Consider the following 26,275-nt stretch of genomic DNA (forward strand, 5'->3'; position numbering starts at 1 on the left):
GTCTTTGCTATTCATTCTCTTCCCCGTCTTTTATTTCAAATAAAGATCCATGGTAACGAATGGCGCTTTAGTCTTGCCGGCAACAAACCCGCTCTTTTCATATAACCCGATGGCAGGCATGTTGCCGCTCGCCACCTCCAGTCTGACCTGGTGCATCCCCAAGGCTTTTATGCGCGCTATACACTGTCTCATCAAGCTCTTGGCGATGCCCTTGCCCGTCGACTCACGCAGCACGCTGACGCTGGTGATATAGGCGATGCGCTTCTTCGGATCGTTGCAATAGACAGCCACCAGCCCAACCAGCTTGTCACCAGACCATGCTTCGAACCTCGCTGCCTTGCCGGCGATCTTTTTGGCATAGTCGGTTATCTCAACCCGGCCGCTCAGGGGCGGCACGAAATCGGCGTCGCAGCTCAAGAGGTGCTCAGCGATCTCCGCCTCGGATGCCCTGTCCAAACGGTACTTGACCGGTTTGCTCATGTTCCCAGCTCGGCCAGCCCGAATCCGTAGCGCCCGAACTCGTTGCCGTTATAGAGCAAATACACCTTGCCGTCGCACTCGAACACATGAGGATAGCACAGCATATCCGCATCCCAGTCACCCGGCGTTACGTCAAGCAGCGGATTATTATCGTCCCGCGTCCAGTTCGCCAGGTCGTCCGAGAAAGCATGGCCGATACGATAGCCGCGATCCCTGTTATGCCTGAAATCGAACGATTGGCGATAGCAGAAGAACATGTGATGACGGCCGTCGATTCCGATTACTGTCGGCAGTGCCTGGCTTTCATCCGGCCCCAGTCTGTCCGGAATGATCTGCCGCGCCTCTTCCTTGGTCCAGCTGATGCCGTCGCTGGAGGTCGCATGGCCGATTTTGTAAGTACGGTCCGGCGCGGCGTCCGGAGAGAACTTTTTCCAGCCGGTGCCGAAGATGTACCACATGTGGAACACATCGCCGATGACTTTCACGAAACCGTCGCCGACCAGGCAGGGCTCATGCAGGGAGGCCGACAGCACCGGCCCATCGCCGATGCGCTGGAAGGTGAGGCCGTCGTCGAGGCTGATGGCCAGACCGATGGCGGTATCCACCGAGACGGACACCCGCCGGTTCCAGCCGCAGGTGTAGCCATACACGGCATCGCCGTGGCGCATGACGCTCATCGGAAAGATGCCATGCTCATCGAAGGCACCCAGCCCGCCGAGCGGAATGACGGTTTTGTCGGACACGCGAATCACATCGCGCAAGTTCTTCCGCATATCGACAAAGGCGATATGGCTTAAATATTTCCCGTTGTTCTTATCTACCGAGCGGGTGGAAAAATAGATGCGCACGAAATCGTCGAACACCAGTGCTTGCGGCGATTGCGCGAATTGCGCACAGTTGTCAGGCAATTTATGATGCGTCGGGTCAAAGATCTTGCCGAGCTTATTCCATTTCATCGCACTCATCGCTTACTCCAGTTTTCCATCCAGGGCGGCCAGACCGAAGCCGTGGCGGCCGACCTGATCGCCAAGGTAGGCCAGATAGGTTTTTCCATCCAGATCGAAAACGTGCGGATAGCTGATCATTTCAGCGTCCCAGCCTTCCTCCGACACGTCGATGCCTGCTTTCGTGTCATCCCTCATCCAGTCGATCAGGTTCGTGCTGGACGCATAACCGATGCGATAGCCGTAGTCCTTGCCCCGGTAATAGCTGCTGTAACGGTAGCAGAAAAACATGTGATATTTGCCATTGGCGTAGAATACGTCCGGGCTGGCTTGCGCTTCATCTTCCTCGACGCGGCTTTCGATCAGATCCTTGTTGATCCTGTTCCAGCGGATACCGTCAGCCGATGTCGCCATGCGTATCTTATAGACCGGCTCCGCTCGCCCATCCACCATCTTCCACTTGCGCCCGGCGATGTACCATAGATACCAGGTATCATTGAAACGCCTGATCTTCGGTCCGCTCAGTACGAAGGGCTCATCCGGCGAATACGGCAGCACCGGACCAGTGCCAAGCTTGGTGAAGGTATCGCCTCCGTCGCGGCTGAGCGCCATGCCGATTGCCACATTGAAAGGCACTGATTCGCAACGCGTCCAACCCGCATAATAGGCGCGTACTTCGTCGCCGTTGCGAATGACGGAAACAGGGTAGGTGCCGAACTCATCGAATTCCCCCAGCCCGCCAAGATTCAGAATCGGCTGTTCACTGACATGCCGCACCTTGAACAGATCCGCGCGGTCCAGATCGACATAGGCGGAGTAACTCACATACTGGCCGTTCCCGTCCGCCGGAGGGCGACAGGAAAAATAGATGCGCACGAAATCGTCGAACACCAATGTCGCCGGGGCTTGTGCGAATTCTTTCAACCAGCTGCGTCCTTCCACTTCTTGCGGCGTGAACACTTTGCCTAATTTTTTCCACCTAAACATAATTCAGATCAACTCATGGTTAGTCGAAATACAAAGTTTTGATGTTGGGCAACTCGGAAAATATCGCAATCCACGGGACAGATATGCACAGGAGCGATTGCCACCATCGTGCGCCAAATAAAATTCAGTAACAGGCATCCCGACCCTGTTCGGCTTCTTCTTAATGAATAACGAAAAAACTGATGCGCGACGATTGAAAATACAATGCGTTTGAATATGGCTGCTGTCTTTAAGGTGGAAGTTCCGCTCAAAATAGCCGCCCATGATTTTGGGGGGTAGCTCGCCAATAATATTATTCATAAACATCCCGATCCATATTGCCGTTATCAGTCATTTCTTCATGACTTTCAAAGCGAGGAATCACGTTATTTCAGAGTGTTTTATCAATCGATATTGTTTCAGGAACCTTCTAATTTCATCTAATGGGCAAAACATTAATACATCAATAATTGATAAAAAAGGGGTAAAAGGTTCAGTAAACTGATGGTACTGAACAGAATCAGGCCGAAGAAAACTCAGTTCAATCCCATATTCAACAAAATCTTGTTCTTGGTAGAGAGAGATTCCTCCTATCGGATTTACATAGTGACAGGAACCCAGACAGCGATTGATGTCGATAACACGATCCTGACATTTCAGCGCGTTGTTTTTTTCCAGTTCTGACGATAACAGAATTTGGCATTGAATCTTCAACAGGTCTTTCAAACGTCGGATAGCGTTGGTATTAAACTCGCTGACATTGTTTGAGCCGAAGTTCATTATGTCCGCAATAATGGGGTAAATATCCCTGAAATAAGGCGCCTTTCGATAAGCGCACTCGATACGCCGCAACAGCTTATCGCGCGTATCCTGGTCTTCGACGTAAGATCTCTGGTTTATAGGTAAATACCCCGAGCCTCCCTGAACGGGGACAGTCAACCAGGAAGGCTCCTGATTGACCAGGATGCGATTCCTGTTGATCCATCCTCCTTTTATGTACTGCACATCATCCCCGACGACAAATACATCGCTGCATTCCAGTAACTGAAAGTATCCGATGTATGGAAAAAGGTAGGGCTGCATGATTGTTACAATCATTTCCGCTGTCCTACGCTGACGTCAGCAAGCGTATTACTGAAGCAACTACATCTGCTGCGCTATCAGGCAAGGTTGCTCCTGTCGGCAACACGATGACCCGATCCGCCACGGCTTTAGTGTTTGGCAGCATCAATCCCGCATTGGGATAAAAGGCCTTATAGGGTTGCATGTTATGACATCCGGGCCAGAAATACCGTCTTGCCAGCACATTCTCCGCCTGGAGAGCGCTAATGATTTCATCCCGGCTTACGGGTAAATCATTGCTGACTTCAACCACCACATACTGGTAATTGTTTTGCTCACGGCCGTCATAAGGAAGGACCGATATCCCTTCTATCCCGTTTAGCCGCATGGAATACTGCTCGTAATTACGACGGTTAGCCTCGACAAATTCACCAATGGCACTGAAATTCACCAGACCCATTGCCGCAGCTACCTCGGTCATTTTCCCGTTCATGCCGGGATAGATCACATTGTCATACCCCGAGAACCCAAAGTTCTTCATCAACCGCATTTTGCCGGCGAGGTCATCATTATTGGTGACCACTGCACCGCCTTCGAAGGTATTAAAGAATTTGGTGGCATGGAAGCTGAAAACTTCACACTCTCCAAAGCCGCCAATCATTCGTCCTTTATAAGAGCAACCGAAAGCATGAGCAGCATCGAACATTAGCTTCAATCCGCACCCATCGGCAATTGTCTGCAACTCATCCACCGGAGCGCTATGCCCCCATAAATGGACACCGATTATTCCGGTGGTTCGCGGAGTAATCATTTTAAACACCGCATCCGGATCGAGCGTGTGTGTATTGGGATCGATATCCGCAAACACGGGTGTAATCTCTTGCCATTGCAGTGCGTGAGCCGTCGCAACGAAAGTGAAGGACGGCATGATCACTTCGCCTTTCAGTTCCAGGGCGCGTATGGCAATCTCCAGTGCGACCGTACCGTTGCACATGGCCACGCAATGCTTCACACCGAGGAAGTCTGCAATTTGACGTTCGAATTCCTGGACCAGTGGGCCGTTGTTGCTCAGCCAGCGCCGGCTAAAAATCTCATTCATGTACGACAGAAAAGCTTTTCGGCTTCCTATGTTCGGTCGGCCGACGTGTAGAGGTTCTGTGAATGCCGGCGGTGCCCCAAACAGGGCCAGGTCGGAGCGGGACTCGAAGTATTTTGTGATTCCTCTTGCTGTGCTCGGCCGGCCGGCCGGCAGCGGTTCAAGGAACGCCGGCGGTGGCCCAAACGGAGCCAGATCGGAATCGGAGCGGGACTCAAAGTGTTGCATGACTCCTCCTAATGTACAAAAGTTAACATTGAAATAATCAAATGCACTACAGCCAAGGTCCGCACGACAACTTTTTCAAGTGGCATGGCATACGAACTTGTATTCGTCCACATGCCGCCGCTGATCCCGCCGCTTTAATCAGGCGGCCTGGGAATCATGATGGTTGTCAGTGATGTCAAACATTAGCACTTCATTTAAAAAATCTGGATCCGATTACCAACAAAGGACTTTCTGAGCGTATGCGAACCTGTCCCGACACTCGGTGGAGGCGTCATAATCTTCAATCGGTTCATTGAGCAATCGAAGGATTAACTTTTTGTTTTTGGTCGTTTTCATGCTGATCATTATTCAAGAATGGGCCAGTTCCTGAAACTTAAGTCACCCAGTCAGGGAGCTATGGAACAGGCTCATTTGCACTATCAGTATTTTTGTTGAGAAAAGAAATCGATTTGATGAAAAAATGATGAGTTTTAGAGAATTTTTGATGTATTAAAATACCCGGAATAATGTTGTCCGGTTTTGAATATTTGCCGGTAAACAGCATCGGATTTGGCCATGAAAAATATTTATGGCTTTATTTTTCGTAATTATTTTTGCACCCAGTCTGGTAAAGCAGGCGCTGAAGAAAGTAGTCGCTGATGTTGCGCGGACAAGCGGTTCCTGCGTCAAGCGCCTGTAGGGTCGAATTAATTCGACCCGGGACGCCTTGCCAGTCATTCAGTGCGAATTAAAAAGTTTCCCATTGACCATCGGTCAGTTTCTTTCTGTCAATCATTTCTGCCTCAAAAGGGCAGGGGCCTTGCCGGATGATTATGAAATGTCAGCGGAACCTGATAACAAAAACTCAACAACAGGGTTTATATTCCATTTCGTCCGTTGCCCCAATAAATAAATATTTTGAAAAATATTTATTTATTGTGAATTGTATAAATCTGATAATTTAAACCGCTATAGGTTAGGTTATATCCATGCTTCTTCAGGCTCGCGGCAATTAAATATCCATCCATATCCACAGGCTTATCAGGATAATCAAATATTAGAAACACATAGGGTTTCGCACTGTTTTCAAATAGATAGTTTGACATTCTTTGTTCGTCTTCCTTGCCATGATAGGTCATGTAAAAAGGGGTCGAATAAGGAATCCTTGAATCCGTCAGATAAGTAAACAAATAGGCCTTGCTGCCATAAAACATAAAATTGGAATGGGGATCGGATTCCCGTAATTCATTTACCTTTGATATTACGCTTTCAATCTGATCTTTTCTTTCCCTGCTGGTTTTAATCCATTTTAACTTCTTATGATCAACCTCCGCAGTCAATTGCCTTATAGGTTGGTCCTCGTATGTTTTGCCTAGTCCTGCTTTATTGAAAATCGATAAGCCGATTACCAAAAGAGCCAGCAAACGTATATTAATAACGTCCTCCTTTCGCAGGAGAATATATCTGAATTTATAAAGTAAAATAGGCATCAGGAATATATATCCGGTGCTCAGTTTAAGCAGGCCTGTGTCGGAACCGAGAGCAGGTACAAACCCTAACATGATGCAGAATAAATAGACCGCAATATCATCCTGATTATTTTTATGGTAGGAATCGTACAACAGCACTAACAGAATCCATAAAATAATCGCGGAATAAAATAACGATATGTTCCAGTTATACGCAGGCGGAATTATACGGACCCGAAAATAAAGGATGATAATTATGGAAAGTATGACGCGGATATAATTCGCGGATAGAGAGGATGTTCTGAGTTTATCGTAAATCAGGGCCAGAAGAGATAAAACCGCCATCATTTCAAACAGTATAATCCCGTCTCGCAAGTCAGACTTTAATACATTAAATACAGAATGGGTGGCTCCGAGCTGGGGCGACGATGTTCCCGCGGCGATAAACAGTTTTCTTAATAGCAGAAAGACCGCAATAGAAGTAATTATGTAACACCCCGTCAAAACAATACCATTCCTGGCGGACAATTTTTTACTGTAAATCTGAAGGCATAAAACAGACATTACTGGAAAAATCACAACTATGCTTGGTAATCGGGCTGATGCAACTAATGCCGTTAAAACGCCTGCCAATAGCAAAAGTAAATATCCGCCATCTCTCAAATAAAGTAAAAAACCCGTTGCCGTCAACGATAAGAAGAATAACGATATGGTATCGTAATTCAATATATAACTATTGAATGTGGTGGAAAAAATTACAGCCAGCGCCAGATAACGCAGCTTTATTTTCAGTATGTAATCATTTCTTAATAAAAAAAATACCGGGATTATTATGGATATAATATTTAATAGAGTTGCAAATATTCGAAACGATATAATGCTGTCTCCAAAAATATTTCCCCACCATGATCCTATTAAGACTGATAAAAACGCCACATTGAAATATTCAAACCCATGCCCTGAGTAACCCATATACGTAAAAGGGCCATCGGTATAATCCAAGCCGTATCGAATGAATAGAAACGGATAAATAAATATAAAAAGAATATAAACCGGATATTCCAAATATTTTTTAAATTTCAAAAAAAACGTGTCCATATGGATTACTCCGAGATAGTGGTGTAATGGTCAATAAAGACCGGATACCTACTCAGGCAGCGTTTCTAAAAAATACCGCTCGAATTCGGCCGGGGATTGACAGCCCAATGTCGAGCGTGATCTGCGGCCGTTGTAAAAAGCCAGATAATCGATCACATTCAGTTTTGCCGTTTCTTGGGTTTTGAATTTTTCGCAGTTGAGTCGCTCATGCTTCAAGCTGCGGAAAAATCGTTTGGTCGGTGGTCGGGTCAACCGAAGGAAACCGCCGCGAAAGATTGTATCACCTCTCTGGTCACTGATTATCTTGTCTATGGATATGGTTAGGTTTCAGAGCGAACAGCTTGATCCGCGCGGACAAGCGGCCCCTGCGTCAAATACGCCTGTAAGGTCGAATTCACTTGTGCCCTATAGGGTATTCGACCCGGGACGCCTTGCCAGTCATTCAGTGCGAATAGTGCGAATACCCAAAGGGCACAAGTGAATTCGCACCTACAAGCGCATTGAGTTGCTTTCGGTAAAGGCGACTCAGGAACTGTAGTGCCCGTGTGCGGCAAACGGCATAAAAAAGCTGCCCGTGCGTAACATCGGTTTTATAAATCCTAGAAAAACTAAGGTATTTTCACCCTTTAAAATACAGTTTTCACCCGATAGCGCTTTTTTCTCTTTGCCTTTAATGTGCTTGAGCAAGCATTAAAAGGCACGATATTCCGGTTTCATGATTTCGATAATGAAACACCCGCTTAATCACTACAAACACCCGCTTTCTTATTTTTTGGGTAAAGGAATGAGTGTCTTTTTCGCCAATCGCAATTTTCCAAATGCATGGAGAAAAAATCATGAAATCAAGGCGTACTATTTTTCTTCCTTTCGTACTGTTGCCGTTCAGTTTTTTTCAAGCAGCGCAGGCGATTACCAACGGGTGTCCGGTCGAAGGGGCGACACCCATGAATATCGGCCCTCTCAACAATTCCCCGGACAGCGGCTTTCCGCTTTATGTCCAGGACTCTACCGGGCTGACCGTGGAAATGTGTCTGGATCCGGACCCGGTCGCGGCCCCGAACCTGTGCATCTCCGATCCGGTGATTCCAGGGAATGCCTTCTCTGAATTGATAGGGTTCGGAGCCGAAGGCTTCTGGGCCTCCGCCGATACCAGTATTACTACGAGTGCGGGCATTGACGCGCGTCTGGTATCCGGCGTCGAGGCCGCCTTCGTGACCGAAACGCCCAGGGACGGCGAGCAGTTTCCGTTTACGCGCCTGCGTATCCGCATCGATGTTCCGTTGCCCGGCATTTATACCGTGACGCATCCCTGGGGACAGGAGGTTTTTACGATCGAGACGGCGGGCGTAGGCGCCATCAACGAGAGCTTTGATATCGAATTCGCCGCCAATTCCGTGCATCAGGGCCGCATCGGGCCGATTCTGCGCTGGGATTCCGGGCTGCCGATCGATGACGGCCAGGGCGGGCAATACATCGGCGATCCCGGGCAACTCCATACGGTTACCGGCAGCCCCTGCGGCACCAATTTCTTCCGCATCGAGGCCGTCGGCCTGGATGGCGTGACGCCGCTCAATATCGACCCGGGCGATAGCGACGGCATCGGCGGCACCAGCAGCGTGCAGAACAACCTGTTCGCCGTCTCCGGCAAGATTTTCAGCGGCAATGCACCGGCGCCGTTAGTGGTAGACCGCACCAACTATGCGCGGGCGATCGACGATGCCGGGCAAGTCAACGCGTTTGTCGCTTCGGCGCCCTCCGCCGAAGTCACGTTAAGAGGGGAGCCCAATCTGCCTCCGGATGACGTGCCGCTGGATGGCAATGGACAAGGCTTGTTTTTCAAGAGCATCCCCGTGCAGGCCGACGTGTTGCCAGATTCAGTGGAAGTAACGGCCAAGAACAGCGGCAATGCAAATGCCACGCACATCAGCTTGCTCACCGATGCCGTGAATATTACCCGGGCTGAGTATAACGTGACACTACAAACCCTGACCATCGAGGCGAACTCCAGCGACAAGGCAACCAATCCGGCCCTTACGGTCTTCGGGTTCGGCGATCTGAGCAATGGCAATGGCACATTCAGCAATGTGATAGCCCCACCCGCAAAAGTCACCGTGACCTCGGCAAAAGGGGGAACAGACAGCGAAGATATAACCATCGTCCGGTAAAGGTGCGGCAATACCTGACTTGTGCCCACTCTTGCAACGACTGATAAAAAATACGGAGAAACCTCATGAATTCAAGGCTTAATATGAGTATTGTTGCCGTCCTCGCGCTGTTTGCCTGCGCTCAGACCGCTCAAGCGGTTCCCGACGGCTGTCCGATCGAAGGGGCGACGCCCATGAACATCGGTCCCATTAACCCCCAGAACGGTTTTCCTTTGACTGTCCAGGATTCCAGCGGATTGACTGTGGAAATGTGCCTGGACCCGACCCTGTGTATCTCGGACCCGCCCATCGCAGGCAATGTGTTCTCTGAGCAGATCGGCTTTGGCGCCGAAGGCTTCTGGGCCTCCGCCGACACCACTATTACTACGGGTGCCGGCATTGACGCGCGCCTGATAACCGGCGTCGAGGCCGCCTTTTTGACTGAAACGCCCAGGGACGGCGACCAGTTTCCGTTCACGCGCCTGCGTATCCGCGTAGATATTCCGCTGCCCGGCATCTACACGATAACCCATCCCTGGGGACAGGAGCGCTATACGATCGAAACACCGGGCGATCGCGCCATCAACGAGAGCTTCGATTTTTCATTTGCCGCCAATTCCGTGCATCAGGGTCGCATCGGGCCGATTCTGCAGTGGGATTCCGACCTGCCGATCACTGATGCGCAGGGAGCGGAATACATCGGCAATCCGGCCGTGCTCCATACCGTTACCGGCAGCCCTTGCGGCACCAATTTCTTCCGCATCGAGGCTGTTGAATTGGATGGCGTGACGCCGCTCAATATCGACCCGGGCGATAGCGACGGCATCGGTGGCACCAGCAGCGTGCAGAACAACCTGTTCGCCGTCTCCGGCAAAGTTTTCACACAACTTGAACCGACCGCGCTGGTGACCACCAGGACCACTTATGCCCGCCAGGCCGATAGCGCCGGTCAGGTGGACATCTTTGCCACTTCGGACGCATTGGCCGGTGTGACGGTCAGCGGCGGCGCGAACCTGCCGACCGGCGAAAATCCGCTGATTGGCGATGGCAACGGTCTGTTTTACACCAGCCTGCTTCTGGACAATGCCGCCACATTGCCGAGAGTGGTCAGTGTGACGGCCAATAGCTCCGGCAAGGGTCCTACCCGGTTGCTGAGTCTGTTGACCGATAAAGTCGATATTACGCGCGCGGAATATAATCTGGAATCGAAGGCCCTGACCATAGAAGCCGTCTCCAGCGATCTGCTCAACCCGCCGGCGCTCACGGCTTTCGGGCTCGGCAATCTGACCAATGGCAGGCTGACCATTCCCGATTTGACAGTGACGCCCTCCAAAGTCAGGGTGATTTCCACCGCCGGCGGGTCGGACATCGAGAATGTCGCCATTGTCGCGGGTCTATTGCCGGTGGCCGCCAACGATACCTACGGCACACTGCAAAATATCCCGCTTGAAATTGCCGCTCCCGGCGTGCTGGGCAATGACAGCGATCCCGAAGGCTCGCCGCTGACCGCTGTTTTGGGCACCAATGTCGCTAATGGCGTGCTGGTCCTCAACACGGACGGTTCGTTCAGCTATACGCCCAACACTGACTTTACCGGCCAGGACATCTTTACTTACACGGCGCAGGACGGCAACGGCAATTCATCCGGCTTGGCAACCGTGACCATCAATGTCAGTGCGGTGAATGCCGCTCCGGTAGCAGCGGATGACAGTGCGACAACGGCCGAGGATACGGCAGTGAATATAGCGGTGCTCGCCAATGACAGCGATGAGGACGGCGATCCCCTGACCGTGGCATTGAATCAGCCTGCCAGCAGCGGCACGGCGACTGTCAATGCGGATAACACGGTCAACTATACGCCCAATGCCAATTTCAACGGTACGGACGGCTTCACCTACACCGTTTCCGACGGCAAGGGCGGCTCGGCTGCGGCCACCGTCACCGTTACCGTGACAGCGGTCAACGATGCTCCGGTCGCGGTAAATGACACGGCGACGACCAATGCCGGCACCGCGGTCACTGTTCCTGTATTGGGCAACGATAGCGATGTGGACGGTGACGCCCTGACCGTAACGGCTGTCACTTCTCCTGCCAGTGGTTCGGCTACCGTTAACGCTACCAGCGTCATTTATACGCCGAACGCTGGCTTCAGCGGCACCGATACGTTCCAGTACACCATTTCAGACGGTACGCTGACGGCTACAGCCACAGTAACGGTGACGGTCAATCCCGTTGCCGTAACCGACCAGGTCACGGTGACCGTAGCCGATTTCCGGACGAGGGCCGTCCGCTGGACGGTCAGAGGCACGTCAGGGATAAATACCACCGTCACCATCCATCTCGGTTCCGAGACTGGAGCTGTTATTGGCACTGCGACGGCGGATCGGCGCGGCAGATGGCGTTTCGATAGCCGCGGCGGCGTCCCGATAGGAGACAATACGACTATCACCGTCGTTTCGTCAGGCGGCGGCAAGCTGACCGTCCCTGTCAACATCGGGAGGTAATAACGCGGTTTTAGCGTAACAGCAGGGAAATAAGCTGCCGTGCCGGGTGATCGATTCCGACATTCCGGTGCGGTGGCTTTTTATTTATTCGCTGATGTTGCGCATGGCGTCTCATCCCGTTTGCCGCGCCGGACACCATGGCCGTAGCCCGTAGGCTGGGTTGATAAACCCAGCATTTCAAAGCCGCCAAAGCTGGGTTTCCGCAAAGCTCCAACCCAGCCTACGAGCTGCGTTTTTGGCAGCATCTGAGCTCGGTCGTTTTGAGCGAGGTAGGATGCGGTGAGGTACGAACCGCATCGTTCGCGATCGATGCGCATCACTGCGTTCAGCGCATCCTACGAGCTCTGAATTTGATCTAACAACTTCAAACATTCCTTTGGACGGAACCTAACATTGATGGTCTCAGTTTGCTAATTTTTGCCTATAGATTGACTGATGAAATCCAATCAAATAGTTACCTTTCAAAATTGAAGTAGAGTTATCTTTAATGCTTCCTTATTTGTGCAATTGCATTCAGCTAGTCCAGCAAACAATCTCAAAAATGTTAAGTTTGAGTTTACGGTAGCGCGTAAGATACGTGGGTTTAAATAATCATTCGGATCAATATAGTCAGGAGTTTAATATGGGAATGGGAGATTATGGGGAACACTGCGAAAACTGCAATAGTTTCAATAGCAAGCGTCCAGATCGACGTTTTTGTGAGAGGCATAACTTCGTGATGCCTATCGTTTCATATTATGTTCTCTGCGCTAACTGGCAGTCTCAAGGAAGATCTCAGGAGAATAAATTTGTAGCGAGGTTGGAAAAGGGATTTCTTTATGCGTGGGATCCTTATCTTCGGCCGTCCCCTCAAAAACTAGATCGATTCGAAGCAATTCAAGACTTATTTATCGACCTAGATGTCACTGTAATTGAGAATCCTGAGCATGGTTTTTTAATCTATCTTCCACAGCGTAAAGACGCTTTTCCAGAACCTGGAGAGACTATCTCGATTAGTATCGATCTGGTTCCTGTGGAGTTTTTAATACGTAATATTGACATAACCGTGACCTATACGCGTCGGAATGCTGAAGGTAAGCTGGACATGGAAGATCGACACGAAATGGAACGTGTCGCTTTACCATTAAACAACGGTCAAGAAGTGCTAATTAACTGGCTTGATAAATACCATAATCTTGCTGAGGCAAGAAAGAAACATGCCCATAACTTGGCAAACCCACAGTTTTTTAACAAGAATAAGCCGCTTAGGTTGTTTGAGTATGTAACTGGCCATCCTAAGACTCGTAGTTATACTTTAAATTCGGGATTAGGTGTTCCTTTCATAGAGTAGTCTGGCATGACTCCTCTCTTTAGCCCAAGCTGGACGAGGTTTGCAACCCCATCCAGCCCGTAGGCTGGGTTGATAAACCCAGCATTTCAAAGCCGCCAAAGCTGGGTTTCCGCAAAGCTCCAACCCAACCTACGAGCTTTTTGAATGGCGATAATTAGAAATTTTTTATGTTGCGGTCCAGCATGTAAGATATGCAGATTTAGAAATCACTTGTTAAGAGGTAAATTTTGTTCTGGCGAAAACGAGAAAAATGGATTCAAGTTTTACCAAAGAATTATCGCAGCGCGGTAGGATGCGGTGAGGTACGAACCGCATCGTTCGCGATCGATGCGCATCACTGCGTTCAGCGCATCCTACGCGCTGAAAAAGGAGCGGAATGAAACGGTGGTTCACATTGTTGGCCGTGCTGCTAGTGGCGTTAAGTGTAGTGATTGGGTGGGCGAATCATCTAGATAATCCACTTCTGAATGACGTACGAGCAGACTTAGTCGTCGTGGAGAAGTCCAAGCGTGAGCTTACGGTATACAGCCAAGGTAAGCCGCTGAAGACCTACAAAGTAGCTCTAGGTCGAGAGCCTGTTGGTCCAAAACGTAGAGAGGGTGACAAAAAGACTCCTGAAGGGCGATACACGATCGATTACCGAAAAGCCAACAGCGGCTACTTCCGCGCTTTGCATATTTCATATCCAAGTCAAGCCGACGCTGAAATAGCCCATAAGGAAGGTGCGTCTCCGGGCGGGGACATCATGATTCATGGTCTTCGGAACGGTATTGGCTGGATTGGCAAGCTACACCGATTGACTGACTGGACGCTTGGCTGTGTAGCCGTTACCGATAGAGAAATGGAAGAGTTATGGCGGACAGTTCCGGACGGTACGTTTGTCGAGCTGAAACCATGAGAGCTCAGCGGTAGCTTTAAACGACCGATTTGTGTCTCATACTTGCCGTTAACAACCAATACCTGTCCGTCTCTTTATGGCACATAGCGGCTATTCATTTTCATTTATTAAATACTGTCGGCATTCAAAAGTTTCAAACTTTAATGTACGTCTACAGTTGTAAGCCCCATCCCCATTGCCGCGCGAATTTTTCGATTGCTTTTTGCATTGTTGCCTGGCCGCGGACGCCCCTGAATTAAAAAGTAAATCCCGCTTTTATAATCATGTATTCATTATTCATGTAGCTCAATATCAGGTGTCCACCCGAGTTTTTTTGATTTGCTTTTGCTATACGCTGGAATCGAGTGCAGTTCAGTCTGGCTGCCATTGTGGTCCTCAATACAAGTTTGCTGATGTCCGGTGCTCATGCCGGACATTAATCAGGCACAGCTTTAGTTGAGGAATGGGCGAGGATTATTGGTACTGGAAATAATCTTCATATAGCAATTCATGGATCTACCGCCTAGTGAAAGTAAATCCTATAACGAGGTTTAAACATGAAAATGAGACATACCGCTATTGCAGTCGCGCTCGCTACCGCGAGCTTATCCGTGCATGCCGATCTGGCTCGGGTCGGGCCTGTTAACGTGCCGTCTCCGCCTGGAAATGGCTTTCCTCTTTGGTATCAGGACCTGAACGGCATGGTTCTGGATCTGTGCTTGCCGGATGCCGATGATCCCGGCGCTGCGCAGCAGAATGCCTGTTTATTGGTCGGACCCGGCTTGCCCGATCCTCCTTACAGTTTTCCGGACAACTTTCCCGATGAGGCATTTTACTTTAATGCCACATCCGTGATGGATGTTGTGCCGGGAGCCAAGCGCGCCACCCTGGTGCTGGCGCTGGAGGCGGCTTTCTCGATAGGCCCCGTGGCCGTTGGCGATCAAGTGGTATTCACTCGAATCCGTGTGTTTGCGGGTGTTCCGGAACCCGGCATTTACACCGTGACGCATCCTTACGGCGTCGAAACCTTCCCGGTTGACGCCGTTTCCGGCGGCAATCGCGACATCGTCTTCAGCGAAGACGTCGGCGTGGCGCGCGGCGAATTTAACGGTGCGCTGAACAGCCGTGTCGGGCCTTTCCTGGAACGAGCCGACAGTCTGGGAACTCCGCTCGGACCGGTCACGCTTAACGGCGCCCAATTCCTGTCGGACGGGCTCAATACGGAATTCGTTACCGGCAGCCCTTTCGGCACCAACTATTTCGAGATCTGCGGCGTCCGTGACGACGGCACACCCATTGTATTGGGAGACCAGGGCGCGAACGGTACGTGTGTTCGTTCCGACCAGTTCAGCCTGATGGGCCGTCTGCACGATTTTGTGGCGAATCCGATCCCCAGCCCGCTGGAGATCTATAACGGGTTCTATAAACGTGACGCCAGCGGCACGCAAGTCGATGTGTATGCCCGCAACACCAAATTATTACCCAATCAGCCTGATCCCTCATTGACAGCGGCAGCGGCAAACATCCCGCCTGTCAAGATGATTCCGTTCGGCCCGGCCGGTCTCGGCCAGTTCCATACCCAGGGCCTGGTGGATCCCAGCGGCGCTCTGCCCGGTCCTGTATCGGTCATCAACAGCTCCGACACGCCGCCCAGTGTAGTGACGAAGGATGCGGTCGATGTCGTGACAGCGACTTCGGCGGATTACGATTACATCACTGATACGCTGACCGTCATTGCGACCAGTAGCGATAAGGGCTTCGAAACCGATCTGCCGCCTAAACTAAGACTCGACGGAAACAAGTACCCCAGCCATGCGGCAGTATCCAGCAATAACGCCGACGATCCTGCCGAAACGATACTGACGGCGACCGGCATCGGCACGCCGCCGGATACCGTTACCGTTCTATCGTCCGCCAATGGCAGTGAGATCTTCCCCGTGGCGCGCAATCGGGCGACAGGAAACGCTGTACCCGGTCCTGGCGTGCCGCTTGTCCTGGATGACAGCGCAGTGGCGGAAGCGGGCGGTCCGGCAATTGATATCCCGGTTACCGCTAACGATGTTGTGAACGCAACGGCTCCCATCACGTCCTTGCAATTGGTTGGACCTGCGATTCCGGCCGGTTCCGGGTCGGCGGCTGTTAATGGCACAGGCATCACTTACACACCGGGTCCTGTAAATGGCGACGTGACTTTCCAATATACGGCAACCAACAGCGCCGGTCAGTCCAATGTGGCGACAGTGACCGTTACGGTCGCACCGTCCGCAGAGGGTCCTGCGCCGATCGTCAATCCCGATGGACCGGTCAATGTGGCCATCAACCAGTCGGTTGTGATCGACGTGCTGGCTAACGACTCTGGCAACGGCGGTACGCTGAATACGGGGTCAGTAACGGTCTCCAACGTTACCGGCGGCTCGGCGAGTGCCGATGCGGCCGGCAGGGTGACTTTCGCGGCCGGCGCTACGGCCGGTGATTTCGGCTTCGATTACACGGTAGCCAATGACAACGGCCAGGTTTCGTTGCCCGCGCATGTTACGGTGACAGTTGTTAACCCTGAAAACATCCAGATAACCGCGGCGCAGTGCAAGGTCATTAATGCCGCTTCGGGAGAATGGCGAGTCGCCGGAACCAGTTCGGTATCAACTAACAACAACATCCAGTTGTACCTGACGGCATCTGTGCCAGCCGATCTGAATACCAATAAACTGGGCGCGGCGGTCCCTGTTGCTGCCGGTGCATGGGACTTCAGGGCAAAACCGGGACCCGCCTGCAGGACGCCGATCAGCCTGGTTTCGTCGGCGACAGGCGCCAGGAGGGAAAACATCGCTGTTACTATCAAGTAAGCGCCGGGAATCAGAAACCGGCTCCGCAAGGGGCCGGTTTTCTAAAGTCATTGACTGAGTTACGCGGACAATTGGCCCCTGCGTCAAGCGCCTGTAGGGTCGAATTCATTCGACCCGAGACGCCGATTGTGTTTTTTGTTTAGTGCGAATGAATTCGCACCTACACCGCTGTAGTGCTCGGGAGCGGCAAACGGCATAAAAAGCTACCGTGCATAACATCAGTCATTGATTTAAACAGCAGTCATATCAACCCACAGTATTCGGGCTCACTGTTGGGCATTGAGCAAACAGAAAAGCACTGAAACATAATTTCTTTGCGCGGTTTTTCAAAGTAATGTGAGGGGTGTCATGTTTAAGAAAACAGTCAAAATAACGAATTACAGCCAACGCGAGAGGATCATCGCCCGGTATATGCAGGAGGTCAACGATATTCAGAAAGCCGGCATTACCCGGCGCGAATTATTCAAGATGGGGCTGACAGCCGGCGTGGGCGGCCTGACCGCGATCGGCGGGCGTCACTTTCTACCCAATCTGGCTGAAGCCGCGGACGAAGTTTTGATCAGCCCGCCCTGCAAAAAGCCCTGGACGGAGCCGCTGCCGATCCCGAAGGCTTGCCAATCGGTCGGATCTTACGCCGGCCCTACGCCGGAAAAAGGTCAATGCGCTGAAAAACAGACGCTTTGGAATCCGGGAAAAAATGAGTTCGACGATTTCAAGGAAGCGCGCGACGAGGAACATCAGCGCTGGGATGAGCTGGGCGGCCTGGATGCCTGCACGAAATACGAGCTGATGGTCAGGGAGATTGACTGGAATTTTTATCCGGCGGAAGAATACCCGGCCTTTAACTCCAAGGTCTGGACCTATGTCGACATGAATTCGGATGCCGTCGGCGTGTTGCGCATCAATGCTCACTATGGCCAGCCGGTGCTCATGCGCATGTACAACGGCTTGCCCGAGGATGACAAGGACAATCAGGGGTTCGGCATCAACCAGTGCTCGCCGCACCTGCATAACGCCCATAATCCCCCCGAATCCGACGGCGGGCCGACCCGGTTCTTCGATTCCGGCGAATGGTGGGACTACTGGTATCCCAATGTGCGGGCAGGCTTCGCCAGTACGCACAGGAACGGCACTTATTACAATGGGCTATGGTGTCCGGGTGATTGGAAGGAAACCCAGAGCACGCTGTGGTTTCACGATCACCGTTTCGATTTCACTGCCGCCAATGTCTATAAGGGGATGGCCTCGTTCTACACACTGTTCAGCAACGATATCAACCTCGATACCGGTGATGAAACGACCGGTCTCAGGCTGCCCGGCGGCGAATACGACGTCCCTCTGCTATTCACCGATAAGGTGTTCGACCAGACCGGGCAGATGTTCTTCGACAACTTCAATCTGGAAGGCATCGTCGGCGACCAGCAAACGGTCAATTTCAAGATCAAGCCCTATATGGATGTCAAACGCCGCAAATACCGATTCCGTTGCCTGGATGCCGGCCCTTCGCGGTTTATCGAATTGTTTCTGAGCAATGGCGCCAAATTCACGCGCATCGCCAATGACGGCAACCTGCTGCCCAAGGCGCAAGTCGTTTCCAGCATAAGGCTGGGCGTGGCCGAAAGGGCGGACGTGATCGTCGACTTCAGCCAATATGCGCCCGGCACGGTGATTTACCTGGAAAACCGGCTGGAACAGCTCAACGGCAAGGGGACCAGCGGCAAGATTCTGCGTTCCGGCAGCAAAACGCAGCTCCTCAAATTCATCGTATCCGGCGATCCGGTAGTCGATGAAAGCGCGCCGCTGAGTACACTTCAGTCTCAGGTCATGGTGCCGTTGTCGGCCAGAACCAATCCGGTCAAGGTCCAGCGCCGGTTCAAATTTGATTCGAGCAATGGCGCCTGGACGGTCAACGGCAAGTTATTCGATCCCTCCCGAATCAGCGCCTACCCGGCGGAGGGCACGGCGGAACAATGGACGCTGAATTCGAGCGGCGGCTGGTCTCATCCGGTGCACACGCATCACGAGGAATTTCAACTGCTCAGCCGCAACGGCAAAGCCGAGAATCTGGCGATCGATGACAAGTCCCGCAAGGACGTGGTAAGAATCGGCGATGGATCCGTCGGCACGTCGGGCTCGGGCGAAGTCAGTTATTACATACAATTCCGTGACTGGTACGGGGACTATCCCTTGCACTGCCACAACGTCGTGCATGAAGACCATGCCATGATGATCCTTTTCCGCATCGTGCCGCCTGATGACTCGAAAGCCGGCAAGTAACGCGATTGAGCGAGGATAAAGCCATGAATAAACGAGATTTTATCAAAAAGATAACCGGTGCTTCTCTTGGCATCGCCGCATTGAGCGCCTTGCCTTCGAACTCGACCGCCGCAGGCAGTTTTCATCCGGTCAGGATGAGCCGGGACGAGCGCCGCAAAAAATCCTTCCCGAATGTGCCGCTCATCACGCATGAGGGCGAAGTCGTGCGATTTTACGATGATCTGATCAAGGACAAGACTGTGCTCATCAACTTCATGTACGCGCGCTGCGGCGATATCTGCCCGGGCATGACGGCGAATCTGAAGCGGGTGCAGAAAGCATTCGGCGACCGGGCAGGGCGCGATATCTTCATGTATTCAATCACGCTTGAGCCGGAACATGACACGCCGTCGACGCTGAAAGCCTATGCCGAACTGTTCAGGGTCAAGCCGGGATGGAAATTCCTGACAGGCCGGAAAAATGACATCGAATTGCTGCGCCGGCAACTGGGCTTTTTTTTCTCGGACCCCGTGCTGGACCAGGACAAGACCCAGCACATAGGCGTCGTCAAGTACGGCATCGAGCCGCTGGAACGCTGGGGGACATGCCCGGCCCTGGGCAATCCCAAATACATCGCCGAATATGTTTACTGGATGGAACCTCATGGTCAAAGACCGAAGCAGCCGGAAATGATCGGTTGATCCGCAACTATGGAGATAACAGCGCCACGGATGGCATGACTCATCAATAACTCAATATTACCTTAAAAATACCTTAAAAAATCTGAATGCAATAAAAATAATATCAATAATATCATGGACTTGGATTAATTTTTACTCAAATAATCATTAGAAAAAGATAATGTTTAGGTAATAGTGCTTATTTATCACGTCTGACACAAGCAGTAGCATAAAGTCGCAATGTGTCAAGTCAAAAAGAATAAAAAACAACACGTTCTTTCAAATAAAGTGAAGCATGTCCGTTTTTTAATACGCTGATACATCTGAGAGCGGGGACCGTGTTTATTATGCGTCTGCATGATGAGGCATATTTTATCCGTATGGCATTAATGAAACTTGTTGTGGCAAACTTTTAAAAACATTTTCTTACGGATTTCAATGTTTTTGGAAGTCTCGCAGGAGTGGAGAATTGTAAATGTATAAGATTGCAATAGTTGAGGACCAAACGATTATAAGAGCAGGATTGTACGCTGTGCTGAGCCAGGAACCACAGTTTAACGTCGTTTCCCAATCTAATAATCCCATTGATTTGTTTCGGCAAACCTGGCTTATTCCGCCGGATCTGGTGCTGCTGGATATGGTCATGCCCAAGATGAACGGCGTGGAAGCCATAGAAGAGATCAAAAAGCGCTGGCATGGCGCCAAAATATTGATTTACACGTCCAAAAACACGGAAGAGAGCATTTCTGACGCATTCCAGGCCGGTGCTGACGGGTACCTGCTGAAGAGTTCCACGACGGAGGAACTGATTTCCGCCGTAAAGAACGTTTTGATGGGCCATTACCACGTTTCGGATGCGATTTTGCCGAAGATCATGAACCGGTATCTTCGCGTGGAAAAAATGCGATCGACCAATCATTTGCACAACATTCTGACTACGCGTGAGCGCGAGCTGCTTAAGTTGATAACCGAAGGTTATAAGAATAAAGAGATAGCGGATAGTCTTTGCATCAGTTTAAAGACAGTGGAGACACACCGGACTAATCTGATGAAAAAACTCAATGTGCATAATGTGGCCGAGTTGATATCAGTGGCGGGCGAGATAGGCATTGTTCAGCCTGGCACGCGGCAGTTCCAGTCTATTTCTTATAGCTACCAATTGGCGGACTGACATGACGACCATCCGGGGATGCTGAAACAATAGTGGCCGCCGTTGAACCTATGTGTCGATTCGACCCGTAGGAGAGAGAGGGCATCGTCCCCGTATTAAGCTGGTAAATTGTTTCCAGTGTCTTGATCAGTTTTTTTCTGCTCAATTCCCTGCCTGTCCTTTGCAGTCCTTCCGTTAACAGTTTGGCCGCACTATAGGATACGGCTTGCGCGGTTAAATGGTGCGTTGAAAGATGGTTGCGTTTTATCAGCCGGAAAAATTCATCCGCGCCCGCTTGATCGGGAGGCGAAGAAGGCAAGGACAGAAAAAGCCTGTCGCTAAACGCCTCATTTAGCGCGTTAGGTCTTGTGAGTGAACCAGAGATAAATACGTAAGGTTTCGGCTTCAATTGTTCGGCGCTCTTCAATAGCAAGTTCAATTCATCATCAGCGCCAAAAAAGAAAATCACTTCCGGCGACTGTTTTTTAAGTTCGGCGGCAAACGCCTGGGGCTGGGGTTGATGCGGTGGATAGGCGAACCGGGCGACAGGACCTAAGCCGCGGTGCCGGCTTTGCTGTTCGATGGCTTCGGCGGTTCCCTGAATATTGACGTTTTCGGGGCCGATGACCACCGACGCGGCATTTTTCATGTGCAATACATCAGTTGCGTAATCCACCATGGCGCGAGCCTCGTTTTTAAGGCCCGGCAGCAGATAGAAAGCCGCCCGGCTACGGAGCGTGTTCTCCTCGGGAAACAGCGTGTAAGGGCCAATCTGCGGAACGCTCCGGCTCTCGCTCAGTAATAGAATGTCCTGCTCCAGGTTGCCGGCGAACGGCGCTATCAGGGCAAATACCGGCTCGGCTTCGAGCAGGTGGCGCGCGCTCTTTATTGTCGAGTTGGCTCTGCCGGTGAACTCGGCGACTTCCAGATGAATCTTGCGATTGTAAATGCCGCCTCGCGCGTTAATCTCGTCAAAATAAGCCGACAGCATGTCCTTCATGGCCAGGCCCATGCCCGCCAATGGCCCGCGCGTCGGCAGCAATGTGCCCAGCCGGATAGTCGACTCGCTCAGCCCCGGATCGGCATCGGTCGACAGTCGCTTCAGGTACGCGACCAGATCAGCGCCGTCGCCGGCGGACAATGCGTATCTCGGCATAATGGAATCCAGCCGGTTGCCGGCCGGATCGATGCCCACGGTAATAGCCGCGATGATCGTATCGGCCGTGAAAGCGGCATGTTTTCTGCCGTTGTCATGATTGTGCCCATAGGCCAGGGTCAGATAGTCATGAGAGATATCGGTCGGTACGATGCCGCCTTCCGGCCGCCCGCGTCCGTCCTCGCCATGGCAACCGGCACAAGGCACATCAGTCCCCGACAGTTCCGTCGATTCAGGCCCTACCAGCGCTTTGACCGGTTGGCCGGAAGGGCTGGCGCCGGTCAGGTAAAGCTGCTTGCCCCGCGCCTCCGAAGCCGTCAGCGGCGCGGCCGACAGGGAAGGGCTGAATAACATGGCCGATAACAGCGTAAAGCCGATCGTATTCAACCCGTTTAGTGGGGCATCAGGATTTTTCATGGCGGGCATTCAGCAGTTCATCAATTTTTGCGGCGATGGTGTCCGGGCTGGACAGGCCGTTAAAGCGCGTCCACTCGCCGCGGGCCGGGTCGCCTACCAGAATGACCGGCGCGTGGTTGGCATAATCGGCGCTATAAACGCCCAGCCCTTTGAGCAAGGCGTCGACCTGGGCCTTCTCACCGGTCAGCCAGAGCCATTCGGGCACGGCATGAAAACGCTCCGCATAGGCTTTCAGACGTTCGGGCGTATCCGTGGCCGGATCGATGCTCAGCGACACCAGGCGCACGTCCCGGGCCAGCTTGTCGCCGAGCCGGTCTTGCAGCTTCGAGAAAATGCCCGAGACGACCGGGCAGGATGTCTGGCAATCGGTATAGATGAAACTGAGCGCCATGATCCGGTTGCCGGCGACATCGCTGGCAAACCGGACCGGGGCGCCGTTTTGGTCCAACAGCTCGGCATTCGGCAATTCGACCGGGGCCGCTACCGCCTCGGGCGCCGGGTCCGGCACGACGGCAATCAGGGCGCCGGTTGCCAGCAAGGTGATGATGACGCCGGTTCTGAATTTGATAGTCATAGGCTTACTCCTTGATCTGGGCTGTGGCGAGGGCCGGCCGGACGGCGCGGAAGATTAGCATGGGCTGTTGCTCAAAGGTGAGGCTCAGTGACTGTGACTGAATAAACACTTGATAAACGCCCGTCTCCTGTGGCGTGATATCCGCCTGATACTGGCCTCCGCCCAGCGGTTTCGCCAGCAGCCGCTGCTGCCACAGGCCAGGGACGCGGACGATCAGCAGTTGCAGGTCGTTGACGCTGTCCTGAGCCGCATGATGGATCTTCACCCGGATTGGCACCGATTTGCCGACCGGCACTTCCTTGCTGTTCAGCAGATACTCCACCTTGACCGGCTGTCCGCCTGCCTTGGCGAGCTCAGGATCAGGCGCGATGTCGGCGGTAAAGCAATGATAGACCGTCGGATTGTCGAGCAGGACCGAGACGCTGTAACGGCCGGCCGGCGGCAGCTGCGCGGTGCCCGTATAAACGCCGGGCGCGGTTTCCTGCAGGCTGCGGTTGACGACCATGACCGCCATCGGATTCAGGCCGAAGTTCTCGAAATTGCCCATCGGCGCGGCCATGCCTTCCGTGTAGTAATAGACGGATTTATCGGCCGGATTGGCGACCACCACGGCATTGCGCTCCGGCGTCGGCACAATGGCATCGGCCAGCAGCAGGCCGGATGAGCCCGGGGCGGCCTGGCCGCCCGGAAAGGTCGACACTGCCGCCGGCGTATTCTTGGCCAGCGCATCCAGCTGCACCAGGCTCACGGTTTCGTTGCCGGTTGAGCGGATGTAAGCATAATGATCCGTGAACGTGATCTGGTCCGGCGCGGAGCCGACTTCGACGGTCTGGGCCAGGCGGTTCAGCGAAGCATCGATGATGAACACCTTGTTGTCCGTCTGGCTGAGCGCAAAGCCCCAGCGGCCATCGGGGCTGAACCGCAATGCTTTCAGGGGCTTGCCGGTCTCTATAGGTATACCGGCTTGCCCGTCCGCATCAATGACCAGCAGGCGGCCGTTTTCGGTGGCTGCGTACAGGGTTTTGCTCAATATTGAGAAAGCCAGCGCCGCGGGCCGCGCCTCACTTTTGATGGCCTTGTGGCTGGACAGTCGGGCGATGTCGATGACGGTCACGGTCTGGTCGTCGGCATTGCTGACGTAAGCGGTGCGACTGTCGGCATTGAAGGCAAACTCATGGCGTCCCTTGCCGGTAGCGATTGAGCCGGCCGCCTGGGCTTTTTCCGTATCGACGGCGCTGACGCCGGCCGAAGACTTGTTGTCGGCCGCTTCAAGGCCCACCCACAGATAATGGCCGTCCGGTTGCAGCGCCAGCCGGGTGGGCGCGGCGTTAAACGGCAGAAAGGCGGTCGTTTTCCAGGTGTCGGTATCGATAATCGCCACTTCACGGCTCAAGGGCGTGGCGACATAGAGTTTTTTCTGGTCCTTGCTCAAGACCCAGTCCACGCCGGGGCTGTTCAGTTTGATGCGCGTGATCAGCTTGCTGCCGCCGAAGCCGTTGATCGGATCGATGACGGAAATGCTGGCCTTGTTGTTCAGCGTCAGCACGAAATAGGAGTTGAGGTTGACCTCGGGCTGAAAAGCCAGCTGGCTTTGCAGAAAGGAATTGATGCGGTCCTTGCAGGACAGGTTCTGTTCCTGCGGGTTCTCGCGGTCCAGCCAGACGGCCGGGTGCAGACCTTTGACCGGTTCCTTGCCGGACGTATCCCGGACCGTGAATTGCAGGCGCGCCGGCTGACCCTCGCGCAGTACGGCGACCGGGCTCTTGCCGGCCTGGACCGGATCGATGGCCAGGGCGATGGACAGCCCTTCCTTGACCACTGCGTTGGCTGGCGGATTATTCTTCAACAGCGCCGGCCATTGATCGCTGAACGCGAAGGCCAGGCCGGCCAGCACGGTAAGGCACAAAGCTAAACTTCTATAATTGTTTATTCTCATAGTCATGTCTCTGTTTTATATAGTGTCCGATAACGATAACCCGCATGTATGAATCCGAAGATGATGCTTGCCTGAAGTTTGATGCTTGAACCCTCCGGCGGCTTGAATTCAAGCCGCTGGATTTTCTCCTGACTTAACAGTTCAGGCATTTGTCGCTTTGGACATTGGTATTGAGATGCCCCAACTTAGCCTTGCCATTCAGGAAATAGATTTTCTGTGTTTTCGCATCATACTTTATACAAATAGCGTCTGTGCTTTCCAGGCAGACCTTGGAGCCGGCTTTCATGCGGATAGCAGTCGGCGTCGCTCCTGTATCGAGGCCCACGATCAAATGCCTGGAATCCATTTTTATGCCGAAGGTGCCGTAAGCGTCCGAAGCCCAGTGCAGGCCCGCCCACATATTGCTGCCGTCGTCGAAGCGCACGCCTTCAGCCCATCCCCCTCCGGGTTCGCTCTGGATATTGACCGCGGTATTGCTCCATTTGCCCGGATGTTCGTCCCCGTAGCCATCGCGCGCATTTAAATTGATGCCGATGATGCGCGCGTCCGATGACGTCATGGGCGACATTTCGGCGTTAAAGCCGATCGTATCGCCGGTGCCGTACGAAATCCCTTCGCTGTGCTGCGCTACGGACCATCCATTTCCCCGGTTATACAGCCGGGACGTGATGCCGACCGCGTGGCCGTAATCGTGGGATGTATCCAATTGCAAATAAAACGGCCAGGGATAAACCGTGTTGTTCGTTTCGCCTTGCTCATAGATCAGCGCCATAATGCTGCTGGTCCCATTATTAAGCTCGTCGGTTGTTTTGCGGGCAAACTGGTAAGGTGAGTTCAGCGGCGGCATCTTCGGCTTGTTCGTGAACCATTCCAATCGTTTTACCGGGGTTGCGTTCCAAACGCCGCCAGCGGCTTGAGCCATGAATGGCATAAACGAGATTATTAAGAGTGCATACTTTTTCATGGGAATTCTCCGGTATTATTGATTGATAGAGCGGAGTACTGCCTGTTTCGCTGTCATGGCACGCCAGAGAGTGCAGCCGCAGGCCGGCCGCACTCCGATGCTTAACAGGCGTCATTTGATAT

Annotated in this window: 20 protein-coding genes; 8 read left to right on the forward strand and 12 right to left on the reverse strand. The window is 52.5% G+C overall.

Annotation, left to right across the window (positions count from 1 at the left end; genetic code table 11):
- Positions 1-30: 30 nt before the first annotated feature.
- From METLU_RS0104560 to METLU_RS29125, 8 genes are all read right to left on the reverse strand, one after another.
- Positions 31-480 carry a GNAT family N-acetyltransferase gene (locus METLU_RS0104560; protein WP_027157198.1) on the reverse strand — a complete coding sequence of 150 codons (450 nt, stop codon included), beginning with the start codon at positions 478-480 and terminating at the stop codon, positions 31-33.
- On the reverse strand, positions 477-1,445 hold the full coding sequence (locus METLU_RS0104565) for a glycoside hydrolase family protein (protein WP_027157199.1): 969 nt from the start codon (positions 1,443-1,445) through the stop codon (positions 477-479). Before METLU_RS0104565 ends, METLU_RS0104560 begins: the two co-directional genes overlap by 4 nt.
- 3 nt (positions 1,446-1,448) lie before the next feature.
- Complete coding sequence (locus tag METLU_RS0104570; protein ID WP_027157200.1) at positions 1,449-2,411, reverse strand: glycoside hydrolase family protein; 963 nt, start codon at positions 2,409-2,411, stop codon at positions 1,449-1,451.
- 3 nt (positions 2,412-2,414) lie between these two features.
- A complete protein-coding gene (locus METLU_RS27770; protein ID WP_155920447.1) occupies positions 2,415-2,711 on the reverse strand; it encodes a hypothetical protein in 297 nt (98 codons plus the stop codon).
- Positions 2,712-2,771: 60 nt separating this feature from the next.
- The gene (locus METLU_RS0104575) at positions 2,772-3,488 is read right to left on the reverse strand and encodes a WbqC family protein (RefSeq protein ID WP_027157201.1); all 717 of its coding nucleotides are present in this window, start codon (positions 3,486-3,488) and stop codon (positions 2,772-2,774) included.
- 10 nt (positions 3,489-3,498) lie between these two features.
- A complete protein-coding gene (locus METLU_RS0104580; protein ID WP_081679014.1) occupies positions 3,499-4,776 on the reverse strand; it encodes a DegT/DnrJ/EryC1/StrS family aminotransferase in 1,278 nt (425 codons plus the stop codon).
- A gap of 908 nt (positions 4,777-5,684) precedes the next feature.
- Positions 5,685-7,322, reverse strand: a complete 1,638-nt coding sequence (locus METLU_RS0104600) for a hypothetical protein (protein WP_027157203.1) — start codon at positions 7,320-7,322, stop codon at positions 5,685-5,687.
- A gap of 48 nt (positions 7,323-7,370) precedes the next feature.
- On the reverse strand, positions 7,371-7,574 hold the full coding sequence (locus METLU_RS29125; protein ID WP_196806495.1) for an IS3 family transposase: 204 nt from the start codon (positions 7,572-7,574) through the stop codon (positions 7,371-7,373).
- Positions 7,575-8,158: 584 nt separating this feature from the next.
- Here METLU_RS29125 and METLU_RS0104610 point away from each other — a divergent pair.
- From METLU_RS0104610 to METLU_RS24495, 8 genes are all read left to right on the forward strand, one after another.
- Complete coding sequence (locus METLU_RS0104610; protein ID WP_155920449.1) at positions 8,159-9,487, forward strand: hypothetical protein; 1,329 nt, start codon at positions 8,159-8,161, stop codon at positions 9,485-9,487.
- A gap of 65 nt (positions 9,488-9,552) precedes the next feature.
- The gene (locus METLU_RS0104615; RefSeq protein WP_081679016.1) at positions 9,553-11,970 is read left to right on the forward strand and encodes a cadherin-like domain-containing protein; all 2,418 of its coding nucleotides are present in this window, start codon (positions 9,553-9,555) and stop codon (positions 11,968-11,970) included.
- 622 nt (positions 11,971-12,592) lie between these two features.
- Positions 12,593-13,300: a hypothetical protein gene (locus METLU_RS0104625; RefSeq protein WP_027157207.1), complete on the forward strand. Its 708-nt coding sequence runs from the start codon at positions 12,593-12,595 to the stop codon at positions 13,298-13,300.
- Positions 13,301-13,676: 376 nt separating this feature from the next.
- Positions 13,677-14,198, forward strand: coding sequence for a L,D-transpeptidase family protein (locus METLU_RS0104630; protein ID WP_027157208.1), 522 nt, complete (start codon positions 13,677-13,679; stop codon positions 14,196-14,198).
- 536 nt (positions 14,199-14,734) lie between these two features.
- A complete protein-coding gene (locus METLU_RS0104635) occupies positions 14,735-17,020 on the forward strand; it encodes an Ig-like domain-containing protein (RefSeq protein WP_036242848.1) in 2,286 nt (761 codons plus the stop codon).
- A 348-nt stretch (positions 17,021-17,368) separates the two neighbouring features.
- On the forward strand, positions 17,369-19,297 hold the full coding sequence (locus tag METLU_RS24485) for a multicopper oxidase family protein (protein WP_051299775.1): 1,929 nt from the start codon (positions 17,369-17,371) through the stop codon (positions 19,295-19,297).
- A 23-nt stretch (positions 19,298-19,320) separates the two neighbouring features.
- Positions 19,321-19,977: an SCO family protein gene (locus METLU_RS24490; protein ID WP_036242849.1), complete on the forward strand. Its 657-nt coding sequence runs from the start codon at positions 19,321-19,323 to the stop codon at positions 19,975-19,977.
- Between the two features lie 454 nt (positions 19,978-20,431).
- Positions 20,432-21,127 (forward strand): response regulator, encoded by a 696-nt coding sequence (locus METLU_RS24495; RefSeq protein WP_051299776.1) that lies wholly within the window; start codon positions 20,432-20,434, stop codon positions 21,125-21,127.
- Here the strand turns inward: METLU_RS24495 and METLU_RS0104655 are convergent.
- From METLU_RS0104655 to METLU_RS0104675, 4 genes are all read right to left on the reverse strand, one after another.
- Entirely contained in the window at positions 21,096-22,679 is a 1,584-nt protein-coding gene (locus METLU_RS0104655) for a cytochrome c/ABC transporter substrate-binding protein (protein ID WP_196806496.1), read from the reverse strand. The genes METLU_RS24495 and METLU_RS0104655 overlap by 32 nt on opposite strands.
- Entirely contained in the window at positions 22,666-23,253 is a 588-nt protein-coding gene (locus METLU_RS24500) for an SCO family protein (protein WP_051299777.1), read from the reverse strand. Before METLU_RS24500 ends, METLU_RS0104655 begins: the two co-directional genes overlap by 14 nt.
- Positions 23,254-23,257: 4 nt before the next feature.
- Positions 23,258-25,189, reverse strand: a complete 1,932-nt coding sequence (locus METLU_RS0104665) for a YncE family protein (RefSeq protein ID WP_027157211.1) — start codon at positions 25,187-25,189, stop codon at positions 23,258-23,260.
- A 133-nt stretch (positions 25,190-25,322) separates the two neighbouring features.
- Positions 25,323-26,153 (reverse strand): hypothetical protein, encoded by an 831-nt coding sequence (locus METLU_RS0104675; RefSeq protein WP_027157212.1) that lies wholly within the window; start codon positions 26,151-26,153, stop codon positions 25,323-25,325.
- Positions 26,154-26,275 lie beyond the last annotated feature (122 nt).

It is taken from the genome of Methylobacter luteus IMV-B-3098, assembly GCF_000427625.1.
GTDB classification, from domain to species: Bacteria; Pseudomonadota; Gammaproteobacteria; order Methylococcales; family Methylomonadaceae; genus Methylobacter; species Methylobacter luteus.

Excerpts from the sequence above, each read along its gene's own strand:
- METLU_RS0104625 (WP_027157207.1), top strand. The coding sequence starts at position 12,593 with ATGGGAATGGGAGATTATGGGGAACACTGCGAAAACTGCAATAGTTTC.
- METLU_RS0104615 (WP_081679016.1), top strand. The coding sequence starts at position 9,553 with ATGAATTCAAGGCTTAATATGAGTATTGTTGCCGTCCTCGCGCTGTTT.
- METLU_RS24500 (WP_051299777.1), bottom strand. The coding sequence starts at position 23,253 with ATGACTATCAAATTCAGAACCGGCGTCATCATCACCTTGCTGGCAACC.
- METLU_RS0104565 (WP_027157199.1), bottom strand. The coding sequence starts at position 1,445 with ATGAGTGCGATGAAATGGAATAAGCTCGGCAAGATCTTTGACCCGACG.
- METLU_RS0104665 (WP_027157211.1), bottom strand. The coding sequence starts at position 25,189 with ATGAGAATAAACAATTATAGAAGTTTAGCTTTGTGCCTTACCGTGCTG.
- METLU_RS27770 (WP_155920447.1), bottom strand. The coding sequence starts at position 2,711 with ATGAATAATATTATTGGCGAGCTACCCCCCAAAATCATGGGCGGCTAT.
- METLU_RS0104610 (WP_155920449.1), top strand. The coding sequence starts at position 8,159 with ATGAAATCAAGGCGTACTATTTTTCTTCCTTTCGTACTGTTGCCGTTC.
- METLU_RS0104635 (WP_036242848.1), top strand. The coding sequence starts at position 14,735 with ATGAAAATGAGACATACCGCTATTGCAGTCGCGCTCGCTACCGCGAGC.
- METLU_RS0104575 (WP_027157201.1), bottom strand. The coding sequence starts at position 3,488 with ATGATTGTAACAATCATGCAGCCCTACCTTTTTCCATACATCGGATAC.
- METLU_RS0104630 (WP_027157208.1), top strand. The coding sequence starts at position 13,677 with ATGAAACGGTGGTTCACATTGTTGGCCGTGCTGCTAGTGGCGTTAAGT.
- METLU_RS0104675 (WP_027157212.1), bottom strand. The coding sequence starts at position 26,153 with ATGAAAAAGTATGCACTCTTAATAATCTCGTTTATGCCATTCATGGCT.
- METLU_RS24490 (WP_036242849.1), top strand. The coding sequence starts at position 19,321 with ATGAATAAACGAGATTTTATCAAAAAGATAACCGGTGCTTCTCTTGGC.
- METLU_RS24495 (WP_051299776.1), top strand. The coding sequence starts at position 20,432 with ATGTATAAGATTGCAATAGTTGAGGACCAAACGATTATAAGAGCAGGA.
- METLU_RS0104600 (WP_027157203.1), bottom strand. The coding sequence starts at position 7,322 with ATGGACACGTTTTTTTTGAAATTTAAAAAATATTTGGAATATCCGGTT.
- METLU_RS0104655 (WP_196806496.1), bottom strand. The coding sequence starts at position 22,679 with ATGAAAAATCCTGATGCCCCACTAAACGGGTTGAATACGATCGGCTTT.
- METLU_RS24485 (WP_051299775.1), top strand. The coding sequence starts at position 17,369 with ATGTTTAAGAAAACAGTCAAAATAACGAATTACAGCCAACGCGAGAGG.
- METLU_RS0104570 (WP_027157200.1), bottom strand. The coding sequence starts at position 2,411 with ATGTTTAGGTGGAAAAAATTAGGCAAAGTGTTCACGCCGCAAGAAGTG.
- METLU_RS0104560 (WP_027157198.1), bottom strand. The coding sequence starts at position 480 with ATGAGCAAACCGGTCAAGTACCGTTTGGACAGGGCATCCGAGGCGGAG.
- METLU_RS0104580 (WP_081679014.1), bottom strand. The coding sequence starts at position 4,776 with ATGCAACACTTTGAGTCCCGCTCCGATTCCGATCTGGCTCCGTTTGGG.